This is a genomic window from Devosia sp. GW821-FHT12F11, assembly GCF_058806655.1.
The window spans coordinates 204,918-229,673 of sequence record NZ_JBXAPX010000006.1 but is presented as its reverse complement, the minus strand read 5'-3'; the positions used below and the strand labels follow the sequence as shown (position 1 = coordinate 229,673).

At 63.9% G+C, this 24,756-nt stretch carries 19 protein-coding genes and 2 tRNA genes; 7 read left to right on the top strand and 14 right to left on the bottom strand.

All coding sequences use genetic code 11. The features are described 5' to 3' along the window. Nucleotides 1-237: 237 nt before the first annotated feature. From AC1ROK_RS18725 to cpdR, 11 genes are all read right to left on the bottom strand, one after another. Nucleotides 238-1,218: an aldo/keto reductase gene (locus AC1ROK_RS18725; protein ID WP_492849671.1), complete on the bottom strand. Its 981-nt coding sequence runs from the start codon at nt 1,216-1,218 to the stop codon at nt 238-240. Nucleotides 1,219-1,243: 25 nt separating this feature from the next. After that, the gene (locus AC1ROK_RS18720) at nt 1,244-2,944 is read right to left on the bottom strand and encodes an ABC transporter ATP-binding protein (protein ID WP_492849669.1); all 1,701 of its coding nucleotides are present in this window, start codon (nt 2,942-2,944) and stop codon (nt 1,244-1,246) included. 329 nt (nt 2,945-3,273) lie between these two features. After that, nucleotides 3,274-4,869, bottom strand: coding sequence for a peptide chain release factor 3 (locus AC1ROK_RS18715; RefSeq protein ID WP_492849667.1), 1,596 nt, complete (start codon nt 4,867-4,869; stop codon nt 3,274-3,276). Nucleotides 4,870-5,040: 171 nt separating this feature from the next. After that, nucleotides 5,041-5,652 (bottom strand): outer membrane protein, encoded by a 612-nt coding sequence (locus AC1ROK_RS18710; protein ID WP_492849665.1) that lies wholly within the window; start codon nt 5,650-5,652, stop codon nt 5,041-5,043. A 192-nt stretch (nt 5,653-5,844) separates the two neighbouring features. Continuing rightward, nucleotides 5,845-6,516, bottom strand: a complete 672-nt coding sequence (locus AC1ROK_RS18705; protein WP_492849663.1) for an outer membrane protein — start codon at nt 6,514-6,516, stop codon at nt 5,845-5,847. A 920-nt stretch (nt 6,517-7,436) separates the two neighbouring features. Then, nucleotides 7,437-8,108, bottom strand: coding sequence for an outer membrane protein (locus tag AC1ROK_RS18700; RefSeq protein WP_492849661.1), 672 nt, complete (start codon nt 8,106-8,108; stop codon nt 7,437-7,439). 307 nt (nt 8,109-8,415) lie between these two features. Then, nucleotides 8,416-9,090 carry an outer membrane protein gene (locus AC1ROK_RS18695; protein WP_492849659.1) on the bottom strand — a complete coding sequence of 225 codons (675 nt, stop codon included), beginning with the start codon at nt 9,088-9,090 and terminating at the stop codon, nt 8,416-8,418. A 234-nt stretch (nt 9,091-9,324) separates the two neighbouring features. Beyond that, a complete protein-coding gene (locus AC1ROK_RS18690; protein ID WP_492849657.1) occupies nt 9,325-10,002 on the bottom strand; it encodes an outer membrane protein in 678 nt (225 codons plus the stop codon). A gap of 432 nt (nt 10,003-10,434) precedes the next feature. Continuing rightward, a tRNA-Val gene (locus AC1ROK_RS18685) sits at nt 10,435-10,509 on the bottom strand. A gap of 113 nt (nt 10,510-10,622) precedes the next feature. Next, nucleotides 10,623-10,697 (bottom strand) — tRNA-Val (locus AC1ROK_RS18680). A gap of 333 nt (nt 10,698-11,030) precedes the next feature. Further along, a complete protein-coding gene (cpdR, locus tag AC1ROK_RS18675; RefSeq protein ID WP_211200049.1) occupies nt 11,031-11,393 on the bottom strand; it encodes a cell cycle two-component system response regulator CpdR in 363 nt (120 codons plus the stop codon). 190 nt (nt 11,394-11,583) lie between these two features. Here cpdR and AC1ROK_RS18670 point away from each other — a divergent pair, with 190 nt between their 5' ends. Next, nucleotides 11,584-12,480 (top strand): N-formylglutamate amidohydrolase, encoded by an 897-nt coding sequence (locus AC1ROK_RS18670; protein WP_492849655.1) that lies wholly within the window; start codon nt 11,584-11,586, stop codon nt 12,478-12,480. A gap of 437 nt (nt 12,481-12,917) precedes the next feature. Next, nucleotides 12,918-13,724 (top strand): histidinol-phosphatase, encoded by an 807-nt coding sequence (gene hisN / locus AC1ROK_RS18665; protein WP_492849653.1) that lies wholly within the window; start codon nt 12,918-12,920, stop codon nt 13,722-13,724. Between the two features lie 64 nt (nt 13,725-13,788). Here hisN and AC1ROK_RS18660 read toward each other — a convergent pair whose 3' ends face one another. Further along, entirely contained in the window at nt 13,789-14,763 is a 975-nt protein-coding gene (locus AC1ROK_RS18660; protein WP_492849651.1) for an alpha/beta fold hydrolase, read from the bottom strand. Nucleotides 14,764-15,372: 609 nt separating this feature from the next. Between AC1ROK_RS18660 and AC1ROK_RS18655 the strand changes: the two genes are divergently transcribed. Beyond that, a complete protein-coding gene (locus AC1ROK_RS18655; protein WP_492849649.1) occupies nt 15,373-15,828 on the top strand; it encodes an Hsp20 family protein in 456 nt (151 codons plus the stop codon). 127 nt (nt 15,829-15,955) lie between these two features. Here the strand turns inward: AC1ROK_RS18655 and AC1ROK_RS18650 are convergent, their stop codons facing one another. Continuing rightward, on the bottom strand, nt 15,956-16,504 hold the full coding sequence (locus tag AC1ROK_RS18650; protein WP_492849647.1) for a P-loop NTPase family protein: 549 nt from the start codon (nt 16,502-16,504) through the stop codon (nt 15,956-15,958). 241 nt (nt 16,505-16,745) lie between these two features. Here AC1ROK_RS18650 and AC1ROK_RS18645 point away from each other — a divergent pair, with 241 nt between their 5' ends. Further along, a complete protein-coding gene (locus AC1ROK_RS18645) occupies nt 16,746-17,120 on the top strand; it encodes a DUF4087 domain-containing protein (RefSeq protein WP_492849645.1) in 375 nt (124 codons plus the stop codon). 102 nt (nt 17,121-17,222) lie between these two features. Further along, nucleotides 17,223-17,696 (top strand): DNA starvation/stationary phase protection protein Dps, encoded by a 474-nt coding sequence (gene dps, locus AC1ROK_RS18640; protein ID WP_492849643.1) that lies wholly within the window; start codon nt 17,223-17,225, stop codon nt 17,694-17,696. A gap of 156 nt (nt 17,697-17,852) precedes the next feature. On the opposite strand, the gene AC1ROK_RS18635 is transcribed toward dps, so the two are convergent. Further along, on the bottom strand, nt 17,853-18,872 hold the full coding sequence (locus tag AC1ROK_RS18635) for a cupin domain-containing protein (RefSeq protein WP_492849641.1): 1,020 nt from the start codon (nt 18,870-18,872) through the stop codon (nt 17,853-17,855). A 675-nt stretch (nt 18,873-19,547) separates the two neighbouring features. Here AC1ROK_RS18635 and gltB point away from each other — a divergent pair. Both gltB and AC1ROK_RS18625 read left to right on the top strand, forming a co-directional pair. Next, nucleotides 19,548-24,188, top strand: a complete 4,641-nt coding sequence (gene gltB / locus AC1ROK_RS18630; RefSeq protein ID WP_492850016.1) for a glutamate synthase large subunit — start codon at nt 19,548-19,550, stop codon at nt 24,186-24,188. After that, complete coding sequence (locus AC1ROK_RS18625; RefSeq protein WP_492849639.1) at nt 24,185-24,748, top strand: hypothetical protein; 564 nt, start codon at nt 24,185-24,187, stop codon at nt 24,746-24,748. The genes gltB and AC1ROK_RS18625 overlap by 4 nt, the downstream gene beginning before the upstream one ends. Nucleotides 24,749-24,756: the final 8 nt, after the last annotated feature.

Below are 24,756 nucleotides of genomic sequence, written 5' to 3'. Positions count from 1 at the left end.
GGTACTCAGGTGGTGGGAGGGTGCGGCTAACTTAGGCAGCGGCGGCGGTGGATGGAAGGGGGGCTAGGCGGATGGGGAGGTCTTGGTTGGCTGATAGAGACGGCCCCCTCCCATCCTCCCCCATGAAGGGGGAGGTGAAGAGTCGAGTTTGTGGCTCGATCGTGCCAGATACGCCGGCGCGGCCCCCCCCCTTCATGGGGGAGGATGGGAGGGGGCCGTCTGCTCCGGCCCTTGCTACTAGATCCGCCCACGGATCTCCGGCCGCACCTTCTCCTGGTACCAGCCTGCCAGTTCCTCGGCCAAAGCCGGTTCCACCGGCTCGCGCTTGGTCGCATCGACATTGGCGCGCAACTGGTCCGGTCGCGTCACCCCGGCGATGATCGTCGACACTGCGGGTTGATCGAGAATCCAGCGTAGCGCGAACTGGCTGAGCGGGATGCCCGAGGGCACCATCTGCTTCAACTGCTCAGCGAAGCCGACGCCCTTGTCGAAGGGCAGGCCCGAGAAGGTCTCCCCGACGTTGAACTTCTCGCCATTGGCGTTGAAGTTGCGATGGTCGGTTGCGGCGAACTTGGTGTCCCTGTTCCACTTGCCCGAGAGCAGGCCCGAGGCGAGCGGCAGACGGACGATGATACCGACATTGCGCTTTGTAGCGGTCGGGAACACCTCGGTGATGTAGTCCTGCCGGAACAGGTTGAAGATGATCTGCAGCGTCGTGCAGCCATCCGACTTCATCGCAAGCAGCGCTTCCTCGACATTCTCGACGCTGGCGCCCCAGTGCCGCATCATCCCCGCATCGCGCAGATCATCCATGATGGTGAAGACTTCGCCGTCACGCAGCACCTCGGTGGGGATGGTGTGGAGCTGCGCCAGGTCGAGCGTCTCGACGTCGAGCCGCTTCAGGGAGCCGGCGAGGCTCTCCTTGATGTTCTTCTTGGTGTAGCCGGTCTTGTTGGGGAAGATCTCGCCGTTACGCCCGAGCTTGGTGGCGAGGAACACGCCCTTCTTGTCCTTGAACTCACCGATCCGCCGCTCGGACTGCCCACCGCCATAGACGTCGGCGGTGTCCCAGAAATTCACCTCGGCGCTGCGGGCCGTCTTCAGGATTTCAGCCGCCGTCTCGTCGTTGAGCGAACCGAAGCTCTCGCCCAGTTGCCAGGTGCCGAGCCCGATCTCCGAAACCTCGTAGCCGGTCTTGCCGAGTTTGCGCCTGTTCATGAGTCCACTCCCCTGTTCACGTGCCTCAGATAGCCGGGCCGGGTGTGCCCTGCAAAGCTCTTTCGCCTCTCGGCTTCCTCGCTTTCAGGCGAATGACGGTGTCGGTCTCCGCGATGACCGACTTGCGGTGGGTGATGGCGATGATGGTCGCCTCCCCGCTGAGGCCGCGCAGCTCCGCCATGATCGCCGCCTCGGTCGCTTCGTCGAGGGCGGAACTGGCCTCGTCGAGAAACAGGAACTCCGGGTTGTCGTAGAGCGCTCGGGCAATGGCTATGCGCTGCCGCTCGCCCCCCGAAAGCTTAAGGCCGCGCTCGCCGACCGTAGTCTCGAACCCCTCGGGCAAGCCGGTGATGAACTTGTGGATCGAGGCCAGCCGGGTAGCGCGTTCGAGCTTGTCGGCATCGCGCTCGCGGCCGAGCACGATGTTGGCGCTCAGCGTGTCATTGAGCAGCATCACCTCCTGCGGCACCACGCCGATCGCCGCATACCAGCTGGCGCGGCCGACGGTGCAGAGATCAGTGCCGTCGACCGTGATGCTCCCCTGCTCCGGCTCCAGCGCTTTGAGCGCCAGCTTGAACAGCGTCGACTTGCCGGCCCCGGTCGGACCGGTGATGAAGGTCAGCCGCCCGCGCTCGGCGACGAAGCTCACATCCTCGACCACCGGCGTCTCGCCGTAGCGATGGCCGACATGAGCGAACTCCAGCCGCCCCGGCCCGACCGGCAGACGGCCGGTGGCGTCCTGGTCCTCGGGTTCGGCCCACATCCGGGCGAAGGGCAGAAATCCGGAATAGGCGCGTACGATGTCGTCGATGGCCGAGCCGATCATCTCGAATGGCTGGTTCAGCTGGATCATCAGGGTGTTGATCAGGACAATGTCGCCGACGCTGAGCTGGCCCGCCTCGTAGCGCGGAATGAGCAGCAGGAAGGTGACCGCCAGTTGCACCGCGAGCGCCGCGCCGAAGCCGAAGGCATAGCTCAGGTGGCGCACGGTCCATTGCCGCCAGGCGCCACGCACTTCGCCGGCTTTGCGCGCAAAATTATCGCCGATCCACTTATCGCCGTTGAAGTAGCGCAGCGTTTCCATGGCGTTGATGGCGTTGCCGACAAAGGCCGCGTTCTCCTGGTCGGCCTCGATGGCCCTGTCGAGGAACGGCCGCGTCCAGCGGTTGGCGAAATAGGTGAAGGTGATGAAGGCCGCGCCATAAACGAGAACAATAACGACGATCTCGAGATTGATCGCTGCCCCGAGCACGCCGACGCCCAAGACGATGCCGAGCAGCGCCGGCAGGAAGACGATGATCCCCAGTTGCACGAAGATGAACAACGAACGCTCGCCTTCGGAACGCGCCTTCTGGATCTCCACCGGATTGTGCTCGATGAAGAACGACACCCGCTTGTTGAGAATGCGCTCGAAGAAGCTGGTGCCGACGATGAAGTTGAGCCCCTGCGCCACGCCCCAGGCCATGTACTGCGTCGCCTGCGACACCGCGCTCGAAGCGCCGCGCAGGATCGCGTAAACGACGAACGCCATGACGATGCCCGCCGGCACCAGGTTCGTATTGAGCGAATCGATCAGCCGGGAAAACAGGTACGGCGTCGCCACCTGGCCGAGCGCTGCGAGCAGCACCATCAACGCGATGCCGCCCAGCGCCAGCCGGGATTCCCGCCAGAAGCGGCCGTAGATGGCGCGGACCGGCGCCGCCACCAATGCCCACTCGCCCCTCATCAGCCCCTCCCCGCTCGCCCGGCGGAGATAGGGTCCGATCATGGAGATCACAAGGCGGCAGAAGGGTTTGGCGGTGGCGACTGTGGGCGAGATAGTTGGCCCTCGCGGACATCGCGCGCTGCACACCCCTCGCCATCCCTCCCCGTCAAGGGGAGGGTGCCCGCCGGTGCTTGTGATCCCATCCAGCCATGAACTGGATGCCACCTTCCCCTTGACGGGGGAGGCAAGCGAAGCTTGGGAGCGACGCGACCTGGCGCAGCTCGGAGGGGGTGCGCGGAGGCACGGTGCTTCTCGCTTCCCGGAGGCGCCGCACGGGACGGACCAAGCCCCTAATGCCGTTCCTTCGTCGTCAGGAACTGCACCTTCGGATAATCCCGTTCGGCGCGGCCGAGCCACCAGGTGGATTGTGCCAGGTAGACCGGGTCGCCGTACTTGTCCTCGGCCATCTCCAGCTTGTTGGTGGAGATGAAGCGGGCAAGCTCCGCCTTGTCTTCGGAGACGATCCAGCGGGCGAGTTCGAAATTGATCGACTCGAAGCTGATCGGCACGTTGTATTCGGAATTGATGCGGCTCTGCAGCACTTCGAGCTGCAGCTGGCCGACCACGCCGACGATGTAGTCGGCGCCCACCATGCGGCGGAAGATCTGCGCCACGCCCTCTTCAGCCAGGTCGCTCAACGCCTTGGCCAGTTGCTTGGCCTTCATCGGATCGGTGAGGCGGACGCGGCGGATGATTTCCGGCGCGAAGTTCGGGATCCCCGTCACCTTGATGTTGGCGCCCTCGGTGAGGGTGTCGCCGACGCTGAGCGCGCCGTGGTTGGGGATGCCGACGATATCGCCGGCGACCGCCTCTTCCGCCAGCTCACGATCATGGCCGAAGAAGAACATCGGGTTCGATACCGCCATGTCCTTGCCGGTGCGGACATTCTTCAGCCGCATGCCGCGCTTGAAGGTGCCCGAGCTCAGCCGCACGAAGGCGATGCGGTCGCGGTGATTGGCGTCCATGTTGGCCTGCACCTTGAACACGAAGCCCGAAACCTTGGGATCATTCGGCTCGATCGGCTTGGGCTCGGCCGGCTGCGGCCGCGGCTCGGGCGCCCAGGCGCCGAGCGCCGCCAGCATCTCGGGCACCGAGACCGACTTCAGCGCCGAACCGAAGATCACCGGCGTCAGGTGGCCGGCGAGATAGATCTCGTGATCGAAGGCGGGGAAGCCGGCGCGCGCCAGCTCGAGATTCTCGAGGCTGGCCATGATCACCGGATCCATGGCGAACTCGTTGTCGCGGCTCAACTCCTCGACATCGGCAAAGGTCTTCCACACCTCGCCGTTCGGACGCTTCACCACGCCCGCCGTGAGATCGACGATACCCTTGAAGTCGACGCCGCCGCCGAGCGGCCAAACCACCGGCGAGACATCGAGCGCCAGGGTCGAGGCGATCTCATCGAGAATCTCGACTGGGTCCTTGCCCTCGCGATCCACCTTGTTGGCAAAGGTGATGATCGGGATGTCGCGCAGCCGGCACACCTCGAACAGCTTCAGCGTCTGCGCCTCGATGCCCTTGGCGACGTCGATCACCATGATGGCTGCGTCGACCGCGGTGAGCGTGCGGTAGGTATCCTCGGAGAAATCCGAGTGGCCGGGCGTATCGAGCAGGTTGAAGGTCAGCCCCAGGTGCTCGAAGGTCATCACCGACGAGGTGATCGAGATGCCGCGCTGCCGCTCGATGTCCATCCAGTCCGAGCGGGTGGCGCGCTGGTTGGCGCGGTGCCGCACCTGCCCCGCCTGCTGGATGGCGCCCGACGAGGCCAGGAGCTTCTCGGTGAGCGTGGTCTTACCGGCGTCCGGGTGCGAGATGATCGCAAAAGTCCGGCGCGACTGGTAGGGCAACAGTTTTGCGGCAGGCGCCGTGGCGGTCAGGGCGTTCATTTGAGGCTCGAAGGTGCGGAAGGCCGCTACATAGTCGTGTTGCGCCCCGAATGCAAAAACAGAACGGCCGCCCGAAGGACGGCCGTTCGTGATTGTGCTGATTGACCTAGAGCGCTTTCAGGAAAAGTTGCAGACTTTTCCGGTTCGAAAAGCGCGACCAGCCCAAATGCCTTAGAACTTGAAGTTCAGGCCGACGGTGACGGCGTGAGCGGTGAGGCCGAACTCGTCGCCGTTGTAATCGGCAGTGCCGTAGTCCGAGTAGCGGTACAGCAGGTCGACCGAGATGTTATCGGCCACGGCGAACTCGACGCCCGCACCGACGGTCCATCCGACATGGGTCTCGTTAAAGTCGCCGATCTCGCCACCAGCAACCGCCAGACCAGCGGTCAGGTAGGGCAGGAACGAGCCGCCGTCGAAGCCGAGACGGCCGCGCAGCGAGCCGGTCCAGTCGATGGAGAACGGATCATCGCCATTCTCAGCGTTCGACCAGGCAACGTCGCCCACCACGCCGAGCACGATGCCATCGGCCACGGTGAAGTTGGCGCCGAGGTTCACGCCGGCCAGCCAGCCGCTGACATCCCAATCAACCGGGGCGCCGTCGATGTCGAAGGTGCCGCCGAGGCCGCCGACGAAAGCGCCGACGAACAGGCCGTCCCAGTTGCCGCCGGCAACTTCGACCACACCCGCTGCGGGCTCGTCGATGATCAGGTCAGCCGCCTGGGCGCCCGACACGAGAGCGAGACCGGCAACGCCGGAAAGCAGAGCAATTACAAAGCGATTCATCTGAGTCTCCTAGAAGTCCGGAGGCGGATAACCCCAAATCACGATCAAGGCGATAGGAATTAGGCGTCCGGCCCCACAGAAGACCCGCGAGTGTCACCTTGCCGCCACACATGCGGCACCCGAACCTATTGGCAGATATAGAGAAAGGGCCGCACAAGGCGGCCCTTTCGAACAGAGTATGGCGGCTTTGGCTCAGAACTTGAAGTTCACACCGGCCGTGACGGCGTGGGTGTTGAGGTCGAGTTCGGCATTGTCAGCCGGCAGATCGTACTCGGCGGTGCCGTAGTCGCTGTAGCGGTACTGCAGGTCCAGCGAGATCTGGTCGGCAACCGCAATCTCGACACCCGCGCCGGCGGTCCAACCGAAGTGCACCTGGGTGCTATCGGCCCCGTTGTCGCTGCCGGTGGCACCCGCAAAAGCGAGGCCGGCGGTCAGGTAGGGCATGAACGCGCCGCCATCGAAACCCGCTTTGCCGCGGAAGGAGCCGGTCCAGTTGACGTCGAAATCGACGCCGTTGCCAGACTCGTAGCCGCCGATGCCAGCCCAGGCGATATCGCCGGCGGCGCCGAGGATGAAGCCTTGAGCGACGGTGAAATTGGCGCCGAGAGTAGCGCCGACGGTCCAGCCGGAGAGGTCGAGTTCGTCGTCGACCAGGAAGAGCACGTCGGCGGCGTCCTGCGTTGCGGTGCCGAAGCCGTAGCCGACGAAGCCGCCGACATAGGCGCCATCCCAGCCACCGCCGCCGCCCATATCGACAAAGCCCGGCATGGACGGCTGCTGGACCAGCAGGTCAGCGGCCGAAGCAGCCGAAGCCATGGACAGCACGGCTGCGCCCGCCAGCAGAGAGAGAGAAAAACGGTTCATGATGTGCCTCCAAGGTACACGAAGGGAACGGATTGCGTGCCCGCATGAATCGAATCCAAGTTGCAAACAATTCCTTTACGCCGCGGTAACCGTCAGGACTTGGTTAACGAATGGTTTGAGAACCGCGCGTTGCTGGGCGACTGCCAAGTATAGAGTCGAACTCGCGAATAGAGTTTCGCCCGGCGCGGCGAGGGCGTGCACATGAGCCCCGCCTGCCGGGGCTTGAACAGGCAGGCCGCGGCCAAAAAGAAAGGGCCGCCCGGAGGCGACCCTTTCCGATTTCGTGGCTTTCGAAGCAGTCATTGCCCTCAGGGCGACAAGGTCGTCCCGAAAAGCGAGGTGCCTTCGATCAGGCCAGAGGCTGCTCCGAACTAACGGAGACTCCAAGACCCTTCGAAACCGACGATTTCTGATGAGACACTTGGACCACCTCCTTTTGCTGGTTGAACATGACCGCGAAGGTGGGACCGATTTGCCGATCTGACAAGGGCAAACGCGCAACAGTTGTGAATGAACGGTGACAACGCCCCTGACCGCGCGTTTCACCATCAAGATGCAGCAATGTTCCGGGGCACGGGAGAATCGCGAAGCGGCGGATCGATCGGGCGAAGCATCGCAGCTCAGCCCACACGGAGGTCATTCCCCGCAGGCGGGAACCTGGTGGCATGCTGTGGCACGCGTCGAGGCTGAGAGGTCCCATTGCTCCGCGCCCCGCGGGGATGGCGCCGGAGCCAAGGCGCCTGGGTCGGGCCCAACCATCGGGCCGTTACGGCTCAGTCGTAAAATGCCTAGGCGCCTCCCCGACGCTCAGATGGCCGCCGGCCCGAAAGGTGGCGCATGCTCGCAACAACAAACCCCGCCCTCGGCCAAAGCCGGGGCGGGGTCAAATAGACCGATCGATCAGCCGAAACCGACGGCCGTCAGAAGCGGACGTTCACGCCGGCAGTGATCGCATGCGAGGTCAGGCTGTACGAATAATCGCCGACGCTGAGCGTGTAGTCCTTCGAACCGAAGTCGCTGTAGCGGTACAGCAGGTCGAGAGACACGTTGTCGGCAACGGCGAACTCCACACCGGCACCAACCGTCCAGCCGACATGGGTCTGGGTATCCTCGATCGGTACGGTCGTGTCGGTGAGCGTGTTGTTGGCGAAGGCCAGACCGGCCGTCACGTACGGGAGGAAAGCGCCACCATCAAAACCGAGACGACCACGGATGCTGCCCTGCCAGTCGGTTTTCGACTCGAGATCACCACCGACAAAGGTACCACCAACGTCGGACCAGGCGATATCGGCGACGAGGCCGGCAACGATGGCTTCCGAGACCGTGAAGTTAACACCGGCGGCAACGCCGACCTGCCAGCCCGTAGTGTCATACTCAGTGCCGGCAGGGTCGAAATATGCATCGTCATCGGTCAGGGTGCCCCAGCCATAGCCGGCGAAGGCGCCGACATACACGCCGTCCCAGTTGCCGCCGACGTCGACGATACCAACCGGGGGAGCAGGTTCACTGATGATGAGGTCGGCCGCCTGGACCGAGGAGATGAAGCTCAGAGCGGCAACGCCGGCGAGCAGGGAAACGGCAAGACGATTCATGGGTGGCCTCCAGAAAAGCAACGCCAATAAGATACGCACGTTTGAATGAAAGAAAACCCGCATGCGCCAGCAACCTACAGCTTAGATGTGAAGTGTCACCCACAGGACACACACGCGGCCAGTCATTCTGACGAAGTTACAGATCTCTATTTAAACACACTTACGCCGCGGACGTGGCAGTGTCGGCCAATGCTGCGCGAGACCGCACTCAAACAACGGCGTCACCTTGCAAAATCAAACCCCGCCGCGGCTTGCGCCGGGCGGGGTCGATTTAGATGACCGTTCGGCTCGAGGCCGAAAGCGGAAATCAGAAGCGGAAGTTCACGCCTGCGGTGACCGCATGCGAGGTCAGGCCGAACGAGTAGTCGGTACCGTTGAGGTTGTAGTCCTTAGTGCCGTAGTCGGTGTAACGGTACTGCAGGTCGAGCGACACGTTGTCGGCAACGGCGAACTCGACGCCAGCGCCGGCGGTCCAGCCAATGTGGGTCTGGGTGTCTTCGTAGACCGGCACACCTTCGTCGGTCACGGTGGCGTTGGCGAAGGCCACACCAGCGGTCACGTACGGGAGGAAAGCGCCGCCGTCAAAGCCCAGACGACCACGGATAGAACCGGTCCAGTCGACCTTATAGGACGAACCGTCGACAGCAAGATCACCACTGAGGTCGGACCAAGCGATGTCGCCAACGATACCGGCGACGATAGCTTCCGACACGGTGAAGTTGGCACCGGCGGTCACGCCAACCTGCCAACCGGTCAGGTCAGTCTCGGTGTCGATGGCTGCGAAGTAACCATCCTCGTCGGTGACGGTGCCCCAGCCAGCGCCAGCGAAGGCGCCGATGAACAGGCCGTCCCAGTTGCCGGTGGTGGACACGATGCCGACCGCCGGAGCGGGTTCGTCGATGATCAGGTCAGCGGCGAAGGCCGAGGACATCACGGAGACGCCAGCCACACCGGCCAGCAGAGCGATTGCAAAACGATTCATTTAGTCAACTCCTAGAGAGAGGGCCCTCACGTAGCCCGTGTCGCAGGCAAAAGCGACCTCACGTGCTAACAAACTGTTCACGCGAGCTCCCTCGGAAAGAGAGTCGTGCCATTCGCGCCACACCTGTTTCCGGCATGGCGATTTCAAGGCACAAATGGGGAATTTTCGGGGAAAAGAAGACCCCGCCGCGGCTCGCGCCGGGCGGGGCCCTGAATTTCTCGCTATGGAACTAGCTTAGAAGTTCCAGTGCAGGCCGGCAGTGACCGTGTGCGTGGTCAGGCCGATGGTCGGGTTGATGCCCGGACCGGACCAGTCATACACCTGCTCGCCAAGATCCGAGTAGCGGTACTCAAGGTTAACCGAGAGGTCTTCGGTGGCGGCGAATTCAACACCAGCACCAACGGTCCAGCCAACATGGGTCGCGCTGGCTTCGTTGTCGACGCCGGCCGAACTGGTGCGGGTCGCGTGGGCGAAGGCAAGACCACCGGTCAGGTAGGGCATGAAGGCACCGCCATCAAAGCCGATCTTACCGCGCAACGAACCCTGCCAGTCGATGGTGTGCGTGGTGTCGAAGGCAAAGGCGCCATCGTCGTCGCCCGTGATGTCCGACCAGGCGATGTCACCGACCACGCCGAGCACGATACCGCCATCGAGCGTGAAGTTCGCACCAGCGTCGACACCGATCAGCCAGCCGGCCAGATCAAGGTCGTTGTTCGGCGGATTGGCAACGTGGTCGGCATGTGCCCAACCGCCGCCGACGAACACGCCAACGTACGCGCCGTCCCAGTTGCCGCCGACGTCGACGACACCGACCGGAGCCGGTTCTTCAATGATCAGATCCGCGGCGTAGGCCGAGGACATCAGACCAGCAGCGGCCACGGTGGCCAGCAGGATAGTGGTGATGTGCTTCATGATTGCCCTCCAAAAGGTCGAACTTACCCTCACACGAAATATGGCAGGAATCGAGCCCCCGAAGGGCAACAGTTGTCACTCTTGGAGCAAGTGTTGCAGCGTTGCATCGACTCCGATCGGGCGCCCGGTCGTGATCTTTTTGTTGTCAGTCAAAGAGTTACCATGCTCGGATACTGGTATCTGCGTAGCCATCGGCAGACCGACGATGGCCCCGGGAATTTTGTGGCAAAGCCAAGACAACTGCATTCAGGACGCCGGCGACTCTATCCAGTGAAGCGAATCTGGTCATCCGGTGAGCCGAATCTGTTCATCCCACGACGATCAACAGACGATTGCCCGGCGGCGACTCGACAGGTCTCGGACGCGCGGTCAGGCAGGAGGCTGAAAAGCAAAACCCCCGGCAGCCGATCGGCGCCAGGGGCTTCAATTGGATGGTGGGTGTGACAGGGATTGAACCTGTGACCCCCGCCGTGTGAAGGCGATGCTCTCCCGCTGAGCTACACACCCATCCGTTCGGGTTACGACCTCAGGTCTGTTAGGACCGTCGTCTGTCGCGACCAAACTGCGGCGCCGATTTCATCGGCATATTCAAGGACTTCGGGAGTCCTTCAAGCGAGCGATGGTGGGTGTAACAGGGATTGAACCTGTGACCCCTACCATGTCAAGGTAGTGCTCTCCCGCTGAGCTATACACCCATCACTTCACTTGTCACGTCGGGCAGCGCCCGTCGTTGCGAGCGCGGTAGACCATAAAACCCGCTTGCGGGTCAAGGGTCAATTCCGGGGTGGGGAAACTGTCGGAAAAAGGCTGGGGGACGACGAGTGGAAACGCCCCTCGCTTCCGCTCGGGACGCGCATCGCTTGGCGATGCGATACCCCTCATCCGCCCCGCAGAGACGGCCTTTGGCCGTCTGCTGCTTGCGGGCGCCTCCCGGCGAGGGCTGCGCCCTCGCCCGGAGGTGGCGCGTAGCGCCGGATGAGGGGTATCGCAGCCGTCAGGCTGTGCGACCGGAGCGAAGCGACGGGCGATCAGGCCGCCAGCAGCCGCTCGACCTCGTGTACGAGGTCCTTGAGATGGAAGGGCTTACTCAGCACCGACGCATCCTTGGGGGCTTCCGAGTCGGGATTGAGCGCCACGGCGGCAAAACCGGTGATGAACATCACCTTGAGATCCGGATCGAGTTCGGTGGCGCGACGCGCCAGTTCGATCCCGTCCATCTCCGGCATCACGATGTCGCTGAGCAGCAGCGAGAACGGCTCCTCGCGCAGCCGCTCGTAGGCCGACCTGCCGTTGTCGAACGAAACCACCTCGTAACCGGCGGTCTTCAACGCCCGGGTGAGGAACTGGCGCATGTCGTTATCGTCTTCGGCGAGCAGAATGCGCTTCATCATGTCCTCTTGGCGCCCCTTCGACGGCGTTCTGCCGCGGAACTCTAATGCGTGATGTTTAATGCAAGTTTTCTCGATCGAGAACCCATACGCGGCAAGTGTGAACATGCCCACCTCGGACTTATGGACATTCGGCAACGCGCGCGGCAGAGTGTGGCAATAAGACAGCGCTTCGGCGCTGAAGGGAGACCCGGTGCAGTCCGACTATTGGGACAGGCCAGCATTCGAAACCATCCGGCCCCGCCGGGTGATGGCGCCTCTGGTGTTCAATTCCGCACATTCCGGCCGCGATTACCCTGAGCGCTTCCTTGCGATGACCAGGCTCGACCACCTGTCGATCCGCCAGTCCGAGGATGCCTTCGTCGACGAGCTGTTCCAGCGCGCGCCGCACCTGGGTGCGCCGCTGATCCGGGCACATTTTCCGCGCGCCTATCTCGATGTGAACCGCGAGCCCTGGGAACTCGACCCCACCATGTTCGTCGAGCCGCTGTCGGAGCGCTTCAACACCACCAGCCCGCGCGTTGCCGCCGGGCTCGGCACGCTGGCGCGGGTCGTGGCCGAGAACAAGCCGATCTACAAGGAGCGGCTGACGCTCGATGACGCGCGCATGCGCATCGAGGGCATCTACCAGCCCTATCACGCCACCATGCAGCGGCTGCTGACCGAAGCCTACGGCGCCTTCGGGGTCGCGGTGCTGATCGATTGCCATTCGATGCCACGGCTGTCGCGCAGCGGCGACCGGCTTGGCCCCGACGTGGTGCTGGGCGATCGCTACGGCACCACCTGCGCGCCCATTCTCGCCGATCTCGCCGAAATGGTATTCGCCGGCGCCGGGTTGCGCGTGGCGCGCAACCGCCCCTATGCCGGCGGCTTCTGCACCCGCACCTACGGCCGGCCGCAGCATGGCGTGCATGCGCTGCAGATCGAACTCAGCCGCCACCTCTATATGAATGAGGTGACGCTCGAGAAGAACGCCGGCTTCGGCGCCATGCGGCAACTGGTGGACCGGCTGGTCGCGACGCTGGTGGGGCTCGATTTCGCCATGCTCGCGCCGCCCGCTCCGGTCCAGGAGAAATACGCCGCGGAGTGAAGGGCGCTACTGCCCCCGCAAACTCGATGCCATTCCCGCGAAAGCGGGACCCTCTGTTTTCGGAGCGTGCAGCAGCCACCGCAAAACGGAGTTTGCCGCTTTCGCGGGAATGACATCGAGTTCTATGGAGCGTGCAGGATTGCATGTCCCACAAAAATCGGGCCGCCGGAGCGGCCCAGTCAAGGGAGGAAACGATGACGGCCGGAGTGCGTTGCCTAAGTCGAGGCAAGAGGCTCAAGAGCCGCCCATCCATCATGCAGCTACTGGCGTGAACTGATTTGCGCCCCTTCACAAGCCGGCCGGAAGTCTTCAACAGATAAACTTGCGCCGTTGTTGCAAAAATGAATCACGATCGTCACAAACTATTCGCACACCTCGGCTGAGGCCGGCTGCTAGAACACTGGAACAACTCACAAAATCGCGCCGGGAAGGCTGACATGGAAGATACATATCTCGGCGGCCTCACCGCCGACCTCGTGCGCCGCACCCTGCTTGATGCCGCCGAGATCGCCGCGGCCGTCACCCTGCCCCGCTTCCGCTCGGCGCTCGCCGTCGACAACAAGGAAGCGCAGGGTTTTGACCCGGTCACCGAGGCGGACCGGCAGGCCGAACTGGCCATCCGCGAGCTGATCGGCAACCGCTTCCCCGACCACGCCATCATCGGCGAGGAATGGGATGACAAGCCGGGCAATAGCCGCTTCGCCTGGATCATTGATCCGATCGACGGCACCCGCGCCTTCATCACCGGCGTCCCGGTCTGGGGCACGCTGGTCGGCCTCACCATCGACGGCAAGGCGGTGGCCGGGCTGATGGCCCAGCCGTTCACCGGCGAGATCTATCTCGGCCTCCCCGGCGAAGCCTCCTATCACCGGGTCAGCGACAAGGCGGCGCTCCGCACCTCGGGGGTCACCGAACTGGCCAGGGCCAAGATGACCACCACCTCGCCCGACCTGTTCGAGAAAAAGGGGGTGGCCGAGCCATGGGCGCGCATCCGCAGCAGGGTGCTGACCACCCGCTACGGGCTCGATTGCTATGGCTATGCCCTGATGTCGGCGGGCCACATCGATCTCGTCGTCGAGGCCGGCCTGAAGGATGTCGATATCTGCCCGCTGATTCCGCTGATCCAAAACGCCGGCGGCGTCATCACCACCTGGGATGGCGAGCCGGCCGAGCAGGGCGGCAACTGCGTGGCGGCGGCGACGCCCGAGCTGCACGCCGCGGCCATGGCCGTGCTCCGGGGGTAGAGCGCTGCTCTATCGGCGATCGCCTTCTCTCCTCGTGGGAGAAGGCACTTACTGCGAGGTCCGCCTAAGCGCTCTGCTCGGTGATAAACGCGTCGAACGCCGCGAACACCTGGGCGCGGATGGCGTCGTTCTCGACGAACATTTCGTGCCGGGCGCCCGGGATCACCAGGTGGCGGCCGGTGCGCATCCTCAAACCCAGCGTTTCGATGGCCGAGGTCGAGACGATCTCGTCACGCGCCGCCGCCAGCATCAGCACCGGGATGCGGACGGCGCCGGGGAACTGGTCGGTCGCGGCGCCGGCCATCGCCTCGAAGGCGGACGCCGCCCAGCGAAAGGTCGGGGCGCCGAGCTCGAGTTCGGGGCGCGCCTTCAGCACCTCGACCGAGCGGTTGAAGCGCGCGAGATCGGAGGTCAGCGGGTTGCCGGCAAAGCTCTGCTCGGTCTGCGCTTTGTCGCCGCGCCGCCCGATCGGCAGCCTGGCGAGCCCCAGATTGGCCAGCGTGCCGCAAAGCCGCGCCATGCCGGCCATGCTGAGCGGCTGGCGATCGAGCCCCACCATCGGCGCCGACACGAAGATCCGCTCGAACATCATGCGGTCGCGGATGCCGGCATAAAGCGAGGCGAGCCCACCCATCGAATGGCCCACGAGGTAGTAGGGCGCGGGGCAATCGGGCAGGAGGATCGAGCCATGGAAGGCTTTGAGGTCCTCCCAATAGTCATCGAAGCGGCGGACGTAGCCGAGGCGCTTGTTGCCGATCAGCCGCTGGCTGCCGCCCTGCCCGCGCCAGTCGAAAGTAGCGACGGCGAAACCGCGCGACTGGAAATCGGCGATGGTCTCGAAATACTTTTCGATGAACTCGGTGCGCCCCTGGACGAGGCAGATCGTGCCCTTGGCCGCGCCCTGCCCCTTGGGGAAGGTGGCGTAGCGCAACTGCACCCTGTCGGGCGTGGTGAAATAGCCGACCCGCGCCCCCTCCGGCACCGGATTGGACGGCACCACGGCGAGGGTTGGCCCATTGGGGTCGACGATGGCGTTCATGCGCTGCTCCGGACGATACCCTCACGCATACTGGATTCCCGCCTGCGCGGGAATGACGGCCGTGGCTAGAGTGCTTCGATTAGGCTGCATTTTGGGGTTTGGCCACCGGCGTCATCCCCGCGTAGGCGGGGACCCAGTGGGATTTCTCAACCTCAGCGGGTGCCGAGGCATCCCACCAGGTTCCCGCCTACGCGGGAATGACACCGGTGTGTGCTGATACTCAGTGCTTCGCCGTCATTGAAACGGTGAACGCCCCAAGAAATCGAACCCGAAAACCGAAAAGCCAGCGCCTCGATTGAGACACTGGCTTTCCTGTGATGGCCGCCTTGCGGGGGGCGGGTGAAGGCGGCTCATTCGGTGTGCCCTGCAGCAGACAGTAAGCACAGTCCCGCTTATAGGAGCCGCTGTCTGAACCGCCTTTGATTGCTGCATTCATCTTCGGTTCATCGACCTGAACGGGGGTCTTGAACCCTGGCCGATGCTCCCTAAATCAATGCTGTCCGCCGGGAACTCCCGGGGATCGGGAACCCGGGAATGCCTGCTTGCCCAATTGGGGAGTGCGCATGGGACACCCGAACAAAGCCACGTTGCTCAAAGGAGAATGTGATCATGGCTAGCTACGATTTTTCCCCCTTCTATCGTTCGACCGTCGGTTTCGACCGCGTCTTCAATCGTCTCGACGCCCTCGTAGGTCAGGAGGCGAAATCCTATCCTCCCTACAACATCGAGAAGACCGGCGAGAACACCTACCGCATCTCGATCGCCGTCGCCGGCTTTGCCGAAGGCGACATCGCGATTGAAAGCAAGGAGAACAACCTGGTCGTAAAGGGCGCCAAGGCCCAGGAAAGCGAGGACAAGTCTCGCGAATTCCTGCACCGCGGCATCGCCGAGCGCGCCTTCGAGCTCAGGTTCCAGCTCGCCGACTATGTTGAAGTCGCCGGCGCCAACCTCGAGAACGGCCTGCTCCACATCGAGCTGAAGCGCGAGATCCCGGAGAGCAAGAAGGCTCGCCAGATTCCGATCAGCGCCTCGACCAAGACCATCGAGGACCAGACGGTCAACTAATCCGCGCCAATCCGGTCATGAACGACCTGATGGCAAACCAGGCGGTCTGATCGTCAGGTGAACGGAAATGAGGGCGTAGTCCGTGCGGACTGCGCCCTTGTTGTTTTGCAGTTCCAGCGTGCGGCGGTCAGGGGCCCAGGCCATTGGCGGCAGCCAGCACTTCAGGCACGAGCTCGACCACCGGGCGCGACGTGTCGAGGCGCAGGATCGGGGCGCTTTGTCTCGCAAGCCAAGCCTCGTGCGCGACACGGCTGCGCTGTTCCGGTCCCGCGGTGTCGTAGCGCGCCGCCCAGGCGAGGAACTCGACGCTGGCCGCGTTCATGTCGCCGCCGCTCTCGATGCGCTGCCCGTAGCGCCTGTGCTCACGCTCCCTGAGCCGCGCCATCCGGATGGCGGGGTCCAGCCTCACATAGACAATCAGCTCGTAGAGCCGTTCGAGCGGCTGCGCCCAGCCCAGCGCAGAACCCGACAAAACCCAATCGGCCTTGTCGGCCATGGCCTGCATAAGCAGTGCCAATCGAACCTCCCGCGGATGGGGCGACGTGAAGGGCGGATCGGTGGGCTGCCAAAAGTAGCTGTCGGCATCGAGGTGCGGCACCGCCATGGCTGCCGCAACCGCAGCGCCAAGGGTGCTCGTCCCCGCACCGGACGCCCCGAGTATATGTATCCTCGTCATCTACCTGCCACCTCTGTGCATCTGATGCGCGCACCATCAGGCTTTCGCAACGCCCGAAAACTCCGCAGGACTGAGGAGTGCCCGGACCGCGGGGCGCGCTGCAACGGCAGAGATCAAGCTCCTCAGTTCGAGGACTGAGTCGTTGTTGTTTGCATTGCGCAAACTTTCGCCAGCAACGGGTCTTGCCGACGCGATGAAGAACTGCTGCTTTCCGGCTCCATATTCTTGAGGGAGCGTCACCATGCATCGTCTTGCCGTCATCGTTGCGGTGTCCTTGATTGCCACCTCGCCGGCTCTCGCCGCCGAAACCCGGTGCGGCTGGTATATGAACCCGACGCCGGGCAACCTGTGGCTGATGGACAAGGACGCCACCTGGACCATCACCTCGCAGGGCGATGCCGATGGCGCCGAAGCCAAGGGCATCGATAACGCTCCGGATTTCGACGACAAGCAGTTCGTCGAGACCAATAATCCGGGTAGCGGCTACGGCTATGGCTGCGCCTGCATGAGCGTCAGCGTCGACAAGGCGGAGGAGCGGATCACCGAGATCTTCTCGGGTGCGATCAAGCCGCTGAGCGTCTGCAAGGCCGACAAGTCACTACCGAGCCCTGACTGATCGCGCGCACTTCGTTCAAGACAGCACCGTCTCGGGGAAGGAACCTCAAGCCGGCTCGCGCCGTTCTCACGGCGTCCCGCAACGCGTCACAGGTTCCCCGAGATGAAATCCCCCGAGATCGGCCTCAAGTCCAACACCAAGGCCGAGATGATCGACCTGCTGAATGCCCGCCTTGCCGACGCCATCGACCTGGCGCTGATCACCAAGCAGGCGCACTGGAACCTCAAAGGTCCGACCTTCATCGCCGTGCACGAACTGCTCGACCAGTTGCGCGATGACGTCGACGAGCACGTCGACATCATCGCCGAACGCGTCGCCCAGCTCGACGGCATCGCACTGGGCACGCTGCAAACGGTGGGCAAGGCCAGCAAGCTTGCCCCCTACCCCACCGATATCCGCAAAGTCCCCGACCACGTCGCCGCCCTGGTCGAACGCTACGCCGCGCTGAGCAAATCCACCCGCGAGGGCATCGATGCAGCGGACGAAGCCGGTGATGCCGACACTGCCGACATCTTCACCGCCTTCTCGCGCAGCCTCGACAAGAACCTGTGGTTTTTGAAGAGCCACCTGGAATGACGGCGGGGCCCGCCGTTACTCCTTCGGCATCCCATGCGCAGGTCTCGCTGCCATTCTCCCCCCTTGCGGGGGAGAATGGAATTTCTTGGGCTTAGCATCTTCGCTAAGCCTTAGAAATTCCAAGAGGGGGGACGTGGAGGGCACGGGACTCCCCGCTCATCCCCGCCGCGTCCCCGCCCGCGCCATCCCGTCATGCGGCCCGAGCTCCGGCTTCGGGGCATCGAGCCAGGCCCGGCCCAGTTTTGCGAACTCCTCCATCCGCTCAGGGTTCAGCGGGTAGTTCAGCTGGTTGCCCTCGCGGGCGTGCTCGCCGACCACCAGCAGGTGCACGTCCGCGTCGCTGTTGTTGAGGAAGGAGTGGGCAATGCCGGTGCCGGCGGGAAACACCGCCGCGTCGCCTTCATCGAGCTCGTGCAGGTGCCCGTCGATCCACACATCGGGACGGCCCTTGAGCACCAGCACGAACTCGTCCTCGCGACTCTCGGCATGCGGACGCGAGGTGCGGTTGCCGGGGGCGACGATGTCGTAGTTGATGCCGATGCGCGTCATCCCCAAAGCCGCCCCCATCCGGCTGCTCTGGCCGCCATGGTTGGTGTGTTTGGGGTTGGGGAACGGCGCGAGGCCCTTGCTGTAATGGGCGATGCAGCCGGGGCGACGGGGGCGAGGCGCGCCCTCGTCGCGGCTGCCGGCGCGCGCCTTGCCGTCATGGGGGCCGAGCGGCCGCTTCGGCGCATCGAGCCAGGCGCCGTTCCAGGTGCTGAACTCGGCCATGCGCTCGGGGTTGAGCGGATAGTAGAGCTGGTTACCCGGCACCTCGTGCTCGCCGAGAATGATCAGCTGCATGTCCTCGTCGCTGTTGTTGAGGAAGCTGTGGGCGATTCCCGTCCCGGCCGGAAACGCCACCGCATCGCCGGCCTCGAGCGGGTGAAGCTTGCCGTCGATCCACACGTCGGGCTTGCCGCCAAGCACGAAGACGAACTCCTCCTCGAGTTTTTCGGCATGCGGAAACGACGTGCGGCTGCCCGGCGGCGCCACTTCATAGTTGATGCCGATATGGGTGAGGCCATGCAGCCGCCCGACGGCATGGCCGAATCCGCCCATATCGGCAAAGCCGCCATGGTCGAGCGGGCTGAGGCCATCGCGGAGGTTGACGATGAACGGGGGTCTCAGTGGCATTTTGGGCTCGGGAGCAATTTCGTGAGGTGAAACATGCACATCCCCACAGCTGGATGTCGATGGGGGAACCCGATCATCAGCGTACCCCTGGGTTCTCATCGGTCCGATTTCCTATAGGTGCAACAAGGGCGAAACGCCCGAAACACGCCTTTCTCAGGCGGCGCATGGCCGCCAATTCCTACTGTTTTCCTATTCCTTCCCCGCGATCTCCTACGCCGCGTCAGTCACAACACGGCAAAAAAGTGTCCCCGGACGCTTGCTCGCAGTTTGGAATTATGCAAATGTAGCCTCGATAGGACAGCACGTCTGTCCAATTTCGTGAGCGGCCGGTCTCCCCGGATGCGTTTCACACGCCGATCCGGCTGGCCCGCTTGTCGATAGCGGAAACGGAGGGGTGGGGCCTTATCGAGCCCGTACGAGCGGCCATTTGGATGCAGAGCCGCTCCCCACTAAAGGATTGCGCACTCGGATTCGAGCCGTACACTGAGGTACGACTGGGGGCTGAAGGCGCGTCGAAAGGAACTTGAACACCGGGACACCCGTCCTGGTCTCGAAGACGACTGCAAACAGAGGACTTTGCAAATGGCTGATGCACGGAACGGAACTGTCTCACTTCCCGTCGCGGATACCGCCAATCGCAAAGACGGCTACCGCACCGATCTGCCAGTAGGCGTGATGCGTCCGGCGGCCGAGGGCCTCTATGATCCCATGCGCGAGATCGATGCCTGCGGCGTGGGCTTCATCGTCAACATGAAGAACCAGCCCAGCCAGAAGATCGTGCAGAACGGTCTCGCCATCCTCGAGAACCTCGAGCATCGCGGTGCCGTGGGCGCCGATCCGCTGATGGGCGATGGCGCCGGCATCATGGTGCAGATCCCGCACAAGTTCTTCGTCAAGGAGAGCGCCCGGCTCGGCTTCCACCTGCCGGAAAAGGGCAGGTATGCCGTCGGCTTCATCTTCATGCCGCAGGACGCGGACCTCCGCGCCAAGATGGAACGCGTCGTCAGCAAGGTGATCGAGGACGAAGGCCAGACGGTCATCGGCTGGCGCGACGTGCCGTCCGACAACTCGTCGCTGAGCAAGGATCCCGAGATCGTCGCTACCGAGCCCTGCCACCGGCAGGTGATCATCGGCCGCGGCGACGGCATCGAGGATGAAGAGGCGTTCGAGCGCAAGCTCTACATCATCCGCAAGGTGATGTCGGCCAAGATCTACTCGGCCTTCGAGGGCAAGCCGAACGACTTCTACATCGTGTCGATGAGCTGCCGGACCCTCGTCTACAAGGGCATGTTCCTCGCCGCCCAGCTCGGCGCCTATTACCGCGACCTGCACGACCCCGATTTCGAGTCGGCGCTGGCGCTGGTGCATCAGCGTTTCTCGACCAACACTTTCCCGTCCTGGCGGCTGGCCCACCCCTACCGGTTCGTCTGCCACAACGGCGAAATCAACACCGTGCGCGGCAACGTCAACTGGATGGCGGCGCGGCAGGCTTCGGTGTCCTCGCCGCTGTTCGGCGGCGACATCAACAAGCTGTGGCCGATTTCCTATCCCGGCCAGTCGGACACCGCCTGTTTCGACAACGCGCTCGAATTCCTGATCCGTGGCGGCTACTCGCTGCCGCATGCCGCGATGATGCTGATCCCGGAAGCCTGGGCCGGCAACCCGCTGATGGATGAGGATCGCCGCGCCTTCTACGAGTATCACGCCGCGCTGATGGAGCCGTGGGACGGCCCCGCCGCCATGTGCTTCTCGGACGGCATCCATATCGGCGCGACGCTCGACCGCAACGGCCTGCGTCCGGCGCGCTACCTCGTCACCGAAGACGACGAAGTGGTGATGAGCTCGGAAGCCGGCGTGCTGCCGATCCCGGCCGAAAAGATCAAGAAGAAGTGGCGCCTGCAGCCGGGCAAGATGCTGCTGATCGACCTGAAGCAGGGCCGTATCGTCTCCGACGAGGAGATCAAGGCCGAGCTCGCCAACGCGCACCCCTACAAGCAGTGGCTGGGCCGTACCCAGATCGTGCTCGAGGAGCTGCCGCCGGTGCATTTCGAGCCCAAGACCTCGGATGTGCCGCTGCTCGATCGCCAGCAGGCCTTCGGCTACACCCAGGAAGATCTGAAGATGATCCTGCCGCCGATGGCCGCCACCGGCCAGGAAGCTGTGGGATCGATGGGCACCGACACGCCGATCTCGGCGCTCTCGAACAAGTCGAAGCTCCTCTACTCCTACTTCAAGCAGAACTTCGCGCAGGTGACGAACCCGCCGATCGACTCGATCCGCGAAGAGCTGGTGATGAGCCTCGTCTCGTTCATCGGGCCACGGCCGAACGTGCTCGATCTCAAGGGCGGCAACAGCCGGCAGCGGCTCGAAGTGCGCCAGCCGATCCTCACCAACGAGGATCTGGAAAAGATCCGCGCCATCGGCGGCATGGAAGACAACCCGTTCCGGTCGAAGACGCTGGACATCACTTATCCGGTGTCGGAAGGCGCAGATGGGATGAAGCGGGCGCTCGACCAGCTGTTCTCGGATGCCGAGATGGCCGTCCACTCGGGCGACAACATCATCATCCTGTCCGATCGCGCCATGAACCGCGAGCGGGTGGCGATCCCTGCCCTGCTGGCGACCGCCGGTATCCACCATCACCTGATCCGCAAGGGTTTGCGGACCTCGGTGGGCCTCGTGGTCGAGACGGGCGAAGCGCGCGAAATCCACCATTTCTGCGCTCTCGCCGGCTATGGCGCCGAAGCGATCAACCCGTATCTGGCGTTCGAGACGCTGGCTGCGATGCAGGGCGACCTGCCGGGTGAGCTGGACGCGGACGAGATCATCTACCGCTACATCAAGGCGATCGGTAAGGGCATCCTGAAGGTCACCGCCAAGATGGGCATCTCGACCTACCAGTCCTATTGCGGCGCGCAGATCTTCGACGCCGTGGGCCTGTCGACGGATTTCGTCTCGACCTACTTCACCGGCACCGCCACCACCATCGAAGGCGCCGGTTTGAAGGAGATCGCCGAGGAAACCGTGCTGCGGCACCAGGATGCCTTCGGCAACTCGCCGGTGCTCGAAGACGTGCTCGACGTCGGCGGCGACTATGCCTTCCGCCAGCGCGGCGAGGCGCATGTCTGGCGCTCGGAGACGGTCGCCAGCCTGCAGCATGCCGCCCGTGGCAATGCCCGCGACAAGTACCGCGAGTTTTCCAAGCTCGTGAACGAGGTCGAAGACAAGTACGTCACCATTCGCTCGCTCTTCCGCATCAAGAAGGCGGACGAGGAAGGCCGCGCGCCCGTCGAGCTCGACCAGGTCGAGCCGGCGGCCGAGATCGTCAAGCGCTTCTCGACCGGCGCCATGTCCTATGGCTCGATCTCACTCGAGGCGCACACCACGCTGGCCATCGCCATGAACCGGATCGGCGGCAAGTCGAACACCGGCGAGGGCGGCGAGGAAGTCGATCGCTTCAAGCCGATGCCGAACGGCGACAGCAAGCGCTCGGCCATCAAGCAGGTGGCCTCGGGCCGCTTCGGCGTGACGACGGAGTATCTCGTCAACTCCGACATGATGCAGATCAAGATGGCCCAGGGCGCCAAGCCCGGCGAAGGCGGCCAGCTGCCCGGCGACAAGGTGAACGAGACCATCGCCAAGGTCCGGCACTCGACCCCGGGCGTCGGCCTCATTTCGCCGCCGCCGCACCATGACATCTACTCGATCGAGGATCTGGCGCAGCTGATCTTCGATCTGAAGAACGTCAACCCGACCGGCCAGGTCTCGGTGAAGCTCGTCTCGGAAGTCGGCGTTGGCACCGTTGCCGCCGGCGTCGCCAAGGCGCGCGCCGACCATGTCACCATCTCGGGCTACGAGGGTGGCACCGGCGCTTCGCCGCTGACCTCGCTGAAGCATGCCGGCTCGCCCTGGGAAATCGGCCTCGCCGAAACCCAGCAGACGCTGGTCCGCAATCGGCTGCGCAGCCGCATCGCGGTGCAGGTCGATGGCGGCGTGCGCACCGGCCGTGACGTGGTGATCGGCGCCCTGCTCGGCGCCGACGAGTTCGGTCTCGCCACCGCGCCGCTGATCGCGGCCGGCTGCGTCATGATGCGCAAGTGCCACCTCAACACCTGCCCGGTTGGCGTCGCCACCCAGGATCCGGTGCTGCGCGCCCGCTTCACCGGCAAGCCCGAGCACGTCATCAACTACCTCTTCTTCGTCGCCGAGGAAGTGCGCGAGCTGATGGCCGAGATGGGCTACACCCGGTTCGAGGAAATGGTCGGGCAGATGCAGATGCTCGACAAGAGCGAGGCCATCGACCACTGGAAGGCCAAGGGGCTGGATTTCAGCAAGCTCTTCCACAAGCCGTTCGCGCCGGAAGGCGTGGGGATCACCCACACTGAAGGCCAGAACCACCCGATCGACAAGGTCCTCGACCGTCGCCTGATCGCCGCGGCGCAGCCCGCGCTCGACCACGGCACCCCGGTCAAGATCGTCGAGAAGATCACCAGCGTCGACCGCTCGGCGGGCGCCATGCTCGGCGGTGCGGTGGCCAAGCGCTACGGCCATGCCGGCCTCGCCGAAGACACCATCGCGGTGTCGCTGACCGGCACGGCCGGCCAGGCTTTCGGCGCCTGGGCAGCGCGCGGCATCTCGATCGATCTGGTCGGCGAGGCTAATGACTACGTGGGCAAGGGCCTTTCCGGCGCACGCCTCGTGGTCCGGCCGCCCGAAGAACGCGGCTATGTGCCCGAGGACTCGATCATCATCGGCAACACCGCGCTTTATGGCGCCATCACCGGTGAGTGCTACTTCCGCGGCGTAGCCGGCGAGCGCTTCGCCGTGCGCAACTCCGGCGCCATCGCGGTTGTCGAAGGCACCGGCGACCACGGTTGCGAGTACATGACCGGCGGCGTGGTGGTGGTGCTGGGCCGGACCGGCCGCAACTTCGCGGCCGGCATGTCCGGCGGCGTCGCCTACGTCCTCGACGAGGACGACAGCTTCGAGAGCCGCTGCAACATGTCGATGGTCGAGCTCGAGCCGGTCGTCGAAGAGGAACGCCTCAATGGCCGCGACTTCGGCCACCACGGCGACCTCGAGACCATGGGCGTGGTCGAGATCCTGCATGACCTGCAGCGTCGCGATGCCGACCGGCTCTACCAGCTGATCCTCAGGCACAAGAGCTTCACCGGCTCTTCGCGTGCCAACCACATCCTTTCAAACTGGGACGAGTATCTGCCCAAGTTCAGGAAGGTCATGCCGATCGAGTATCGCAAGGCCCTGCAGAAGATGGAAAAGGCCCGCGAGGCGGCGCAGCAGGTGGCGGCGGAATGACACGCATTCTCCGCCTCCTGGTGGCGGCGAGCCTGCTGGCCCTCGGCCTTGCAGGCGCTGCCGCCGCCAAATCGGTGCCGCTCTATCCGCAGAAGGTCGACCTGCATTTCGTCGATGCCAAAGGCAAGGTCCACACCATCGCCATCACGATGCATATCGAGAAGGCGGGGTTGGGCATGTGCGATGGCATCAGCGAGGTGGTGGCGCGGCGCACCGCGCTCGAGCAGAACCAGCCTGCGCTCTATTCGATGCCGTATATCGGCTCGACCTGCCACGGCAAGAAGCCGCCGAAAGCGAGGGTAAGCAACGCTCCGGCTCCGGCCATCGATGATCGCCCGGCGATCGTGGTGCTGTTCTACGTCGATAAGGCAGGCGAGTTTCACTACTCGTCCTTCGGCCGCAAGAGCGCCGAGTACCGCATGGACAGCTGCCCGCTGGTGCTGAGGCAGACGGAAGCGGCGCTGCGAAAACAGGTTCAGGCCGACCACGTCGGACAGGAATATCGAGGCGCTGACTGCTTCGTGCGCAGCGTCAATCGCACAAACTTCACGAACAGGTAGAGGTTCGT

What these genes read in the sequence shown, in the direction of transcription:
- AC1ROK_RS18725 (WP_492849671.1), bottom strand. Translation starts at nt 1,218, where the DNA reads ATGAACAGGCGCAAACTCGGCAAGACCGGCTACGAGGTTTCGGAGATC.
- AC1ROK_RS18720 (WP_492849669.1), bottom strand. Translation starts at nt 2,944, where the DNA reads ATGAGGGGCGAGTGGGCATTGGTGGCGGCGCCGGTCCGCGCCATCTAC.
- AC1ROK_RS18715 (WP_492849667.1), bottom strand. Translation starts at nt 4,869, where the DNA reads ATGAACGCCCTGACCGCCACGGCGCCTGCCGCAAAACTGTTGCCCTAC.
- AC1ROK_RS18710 (WP_492849665.1), bottom strand. Translation starts at nt 5,652, where the DNA reads ATGAATCGCTTTGTAATTGCTCTGCTTTCCGGCGTTGCCGGTCTCGCT.
- AC1ROK_RS18705 (WP_492849663.1), bottom strand. Translation starts at nt 6,516, where the DNA reads ATGAACCGTTTTTCTCTCTCTCTGCTGGCGGGCGCAGCCGTGCTGTCC.
- AC1ROK_RS18700 (WP_492849661.1), bottom strand. Translation starts at nt 8,108, where the DNA reads ATGAATCGTCTTGCCGTTTCCCTGCTCGCCGGCGTTGCCGCTCTGAGC.
- AC1ROK_RS18695 (WP_492849659.1), bottom strand. Translation starts at nt 9,090, where the DNA reads ATGAATCGTTTTGCAATCGCTCTGCTGGCCGGTGTGGCTGGCGTCTCC.
- AC1ROK_RS18690 (WP_492849657.1), bottom strand. Translation starts at nt 10,002, where the DNA reads ATGAAGCACATCACCACTATCCTGCTGGCCACCGTGGCCGCTGCTGGT.
- cpdR (WP_211200049.1), bottom strand. Translation starts at nt 11,393, where the DNA reads ATGATGAAGCGCATTCTGCTCGCCGAAGACGATAACGACATGCGCCAG.
- hisN (WP_492849653.1), top strand. Translation starts at nt 12,918, where the DNA reads ATGGAAGATACATATCTCGGCGGCCTCACCGCCGACCTCGTGCGCCGC.
- AC1ROK_RS18660 (WP_492849651.1), bottom strand. Translation starts at nt 14,763, where the DNA reads ATGAACGCCATCGTCGACCCCAATGGGCCAACCCTCGCCGTGGTGCCG.
- AC1ROK_RS18655 (WP_492849649.1), top strand. Translation starts at nt 15,373, where the DNA reads ATGGCTAGCTACGATTTTTCCCCCTTCTATCGTTCGACCGTCGGTTTC.
- AC1ROK_RS18650 (WP_492849647.1), bottom strand. Translation starts at nt 16,504, where the DNA reads ATGACGAGGATACATATACTCGGGGCGTCCGGTGCGGGGACGAGCACC.
- AC1ROK_RS18645 (WP_492849645.1), top strand. Translation starts at nt 16,746, where the DNA reads ATGCATCGTCTTGCCGTCATCGTTGCGGTGTCCTTGATTGCCACCTCG.
- dps (WP_492849643.1), top strand. Translation starts at nt 17,223, where the DNA reads ATGAAATCCCCCGAGATCGGCCTCAAGTCCAACACCAAGGCCGAGATG.
- AC1ROK_RS18635 (WP_492849641.1), bottom strand. Translation starts at nt 18,872, where the DNA reads ATGCCACTGAGACCCCCGTTCATCGTCAACCTCCGCGATGGCCTCAGC.
- gltB (WP_492850016.1), top strand. Translation starts at nt 19,548, where the DNA reads ATGCGTCCGGCGGCCGAGGGCCTCTATGATCCCATGCGCGAGATCGAT.
- AC1ROK_RS18625 (WP_492849639.1), top strand. Translation starts at nt 24,185, where the DNA reads ATGACACGCATTCTCCGCCTCCTGGTGGCGGCGAGCCTGCTGGCCCTC.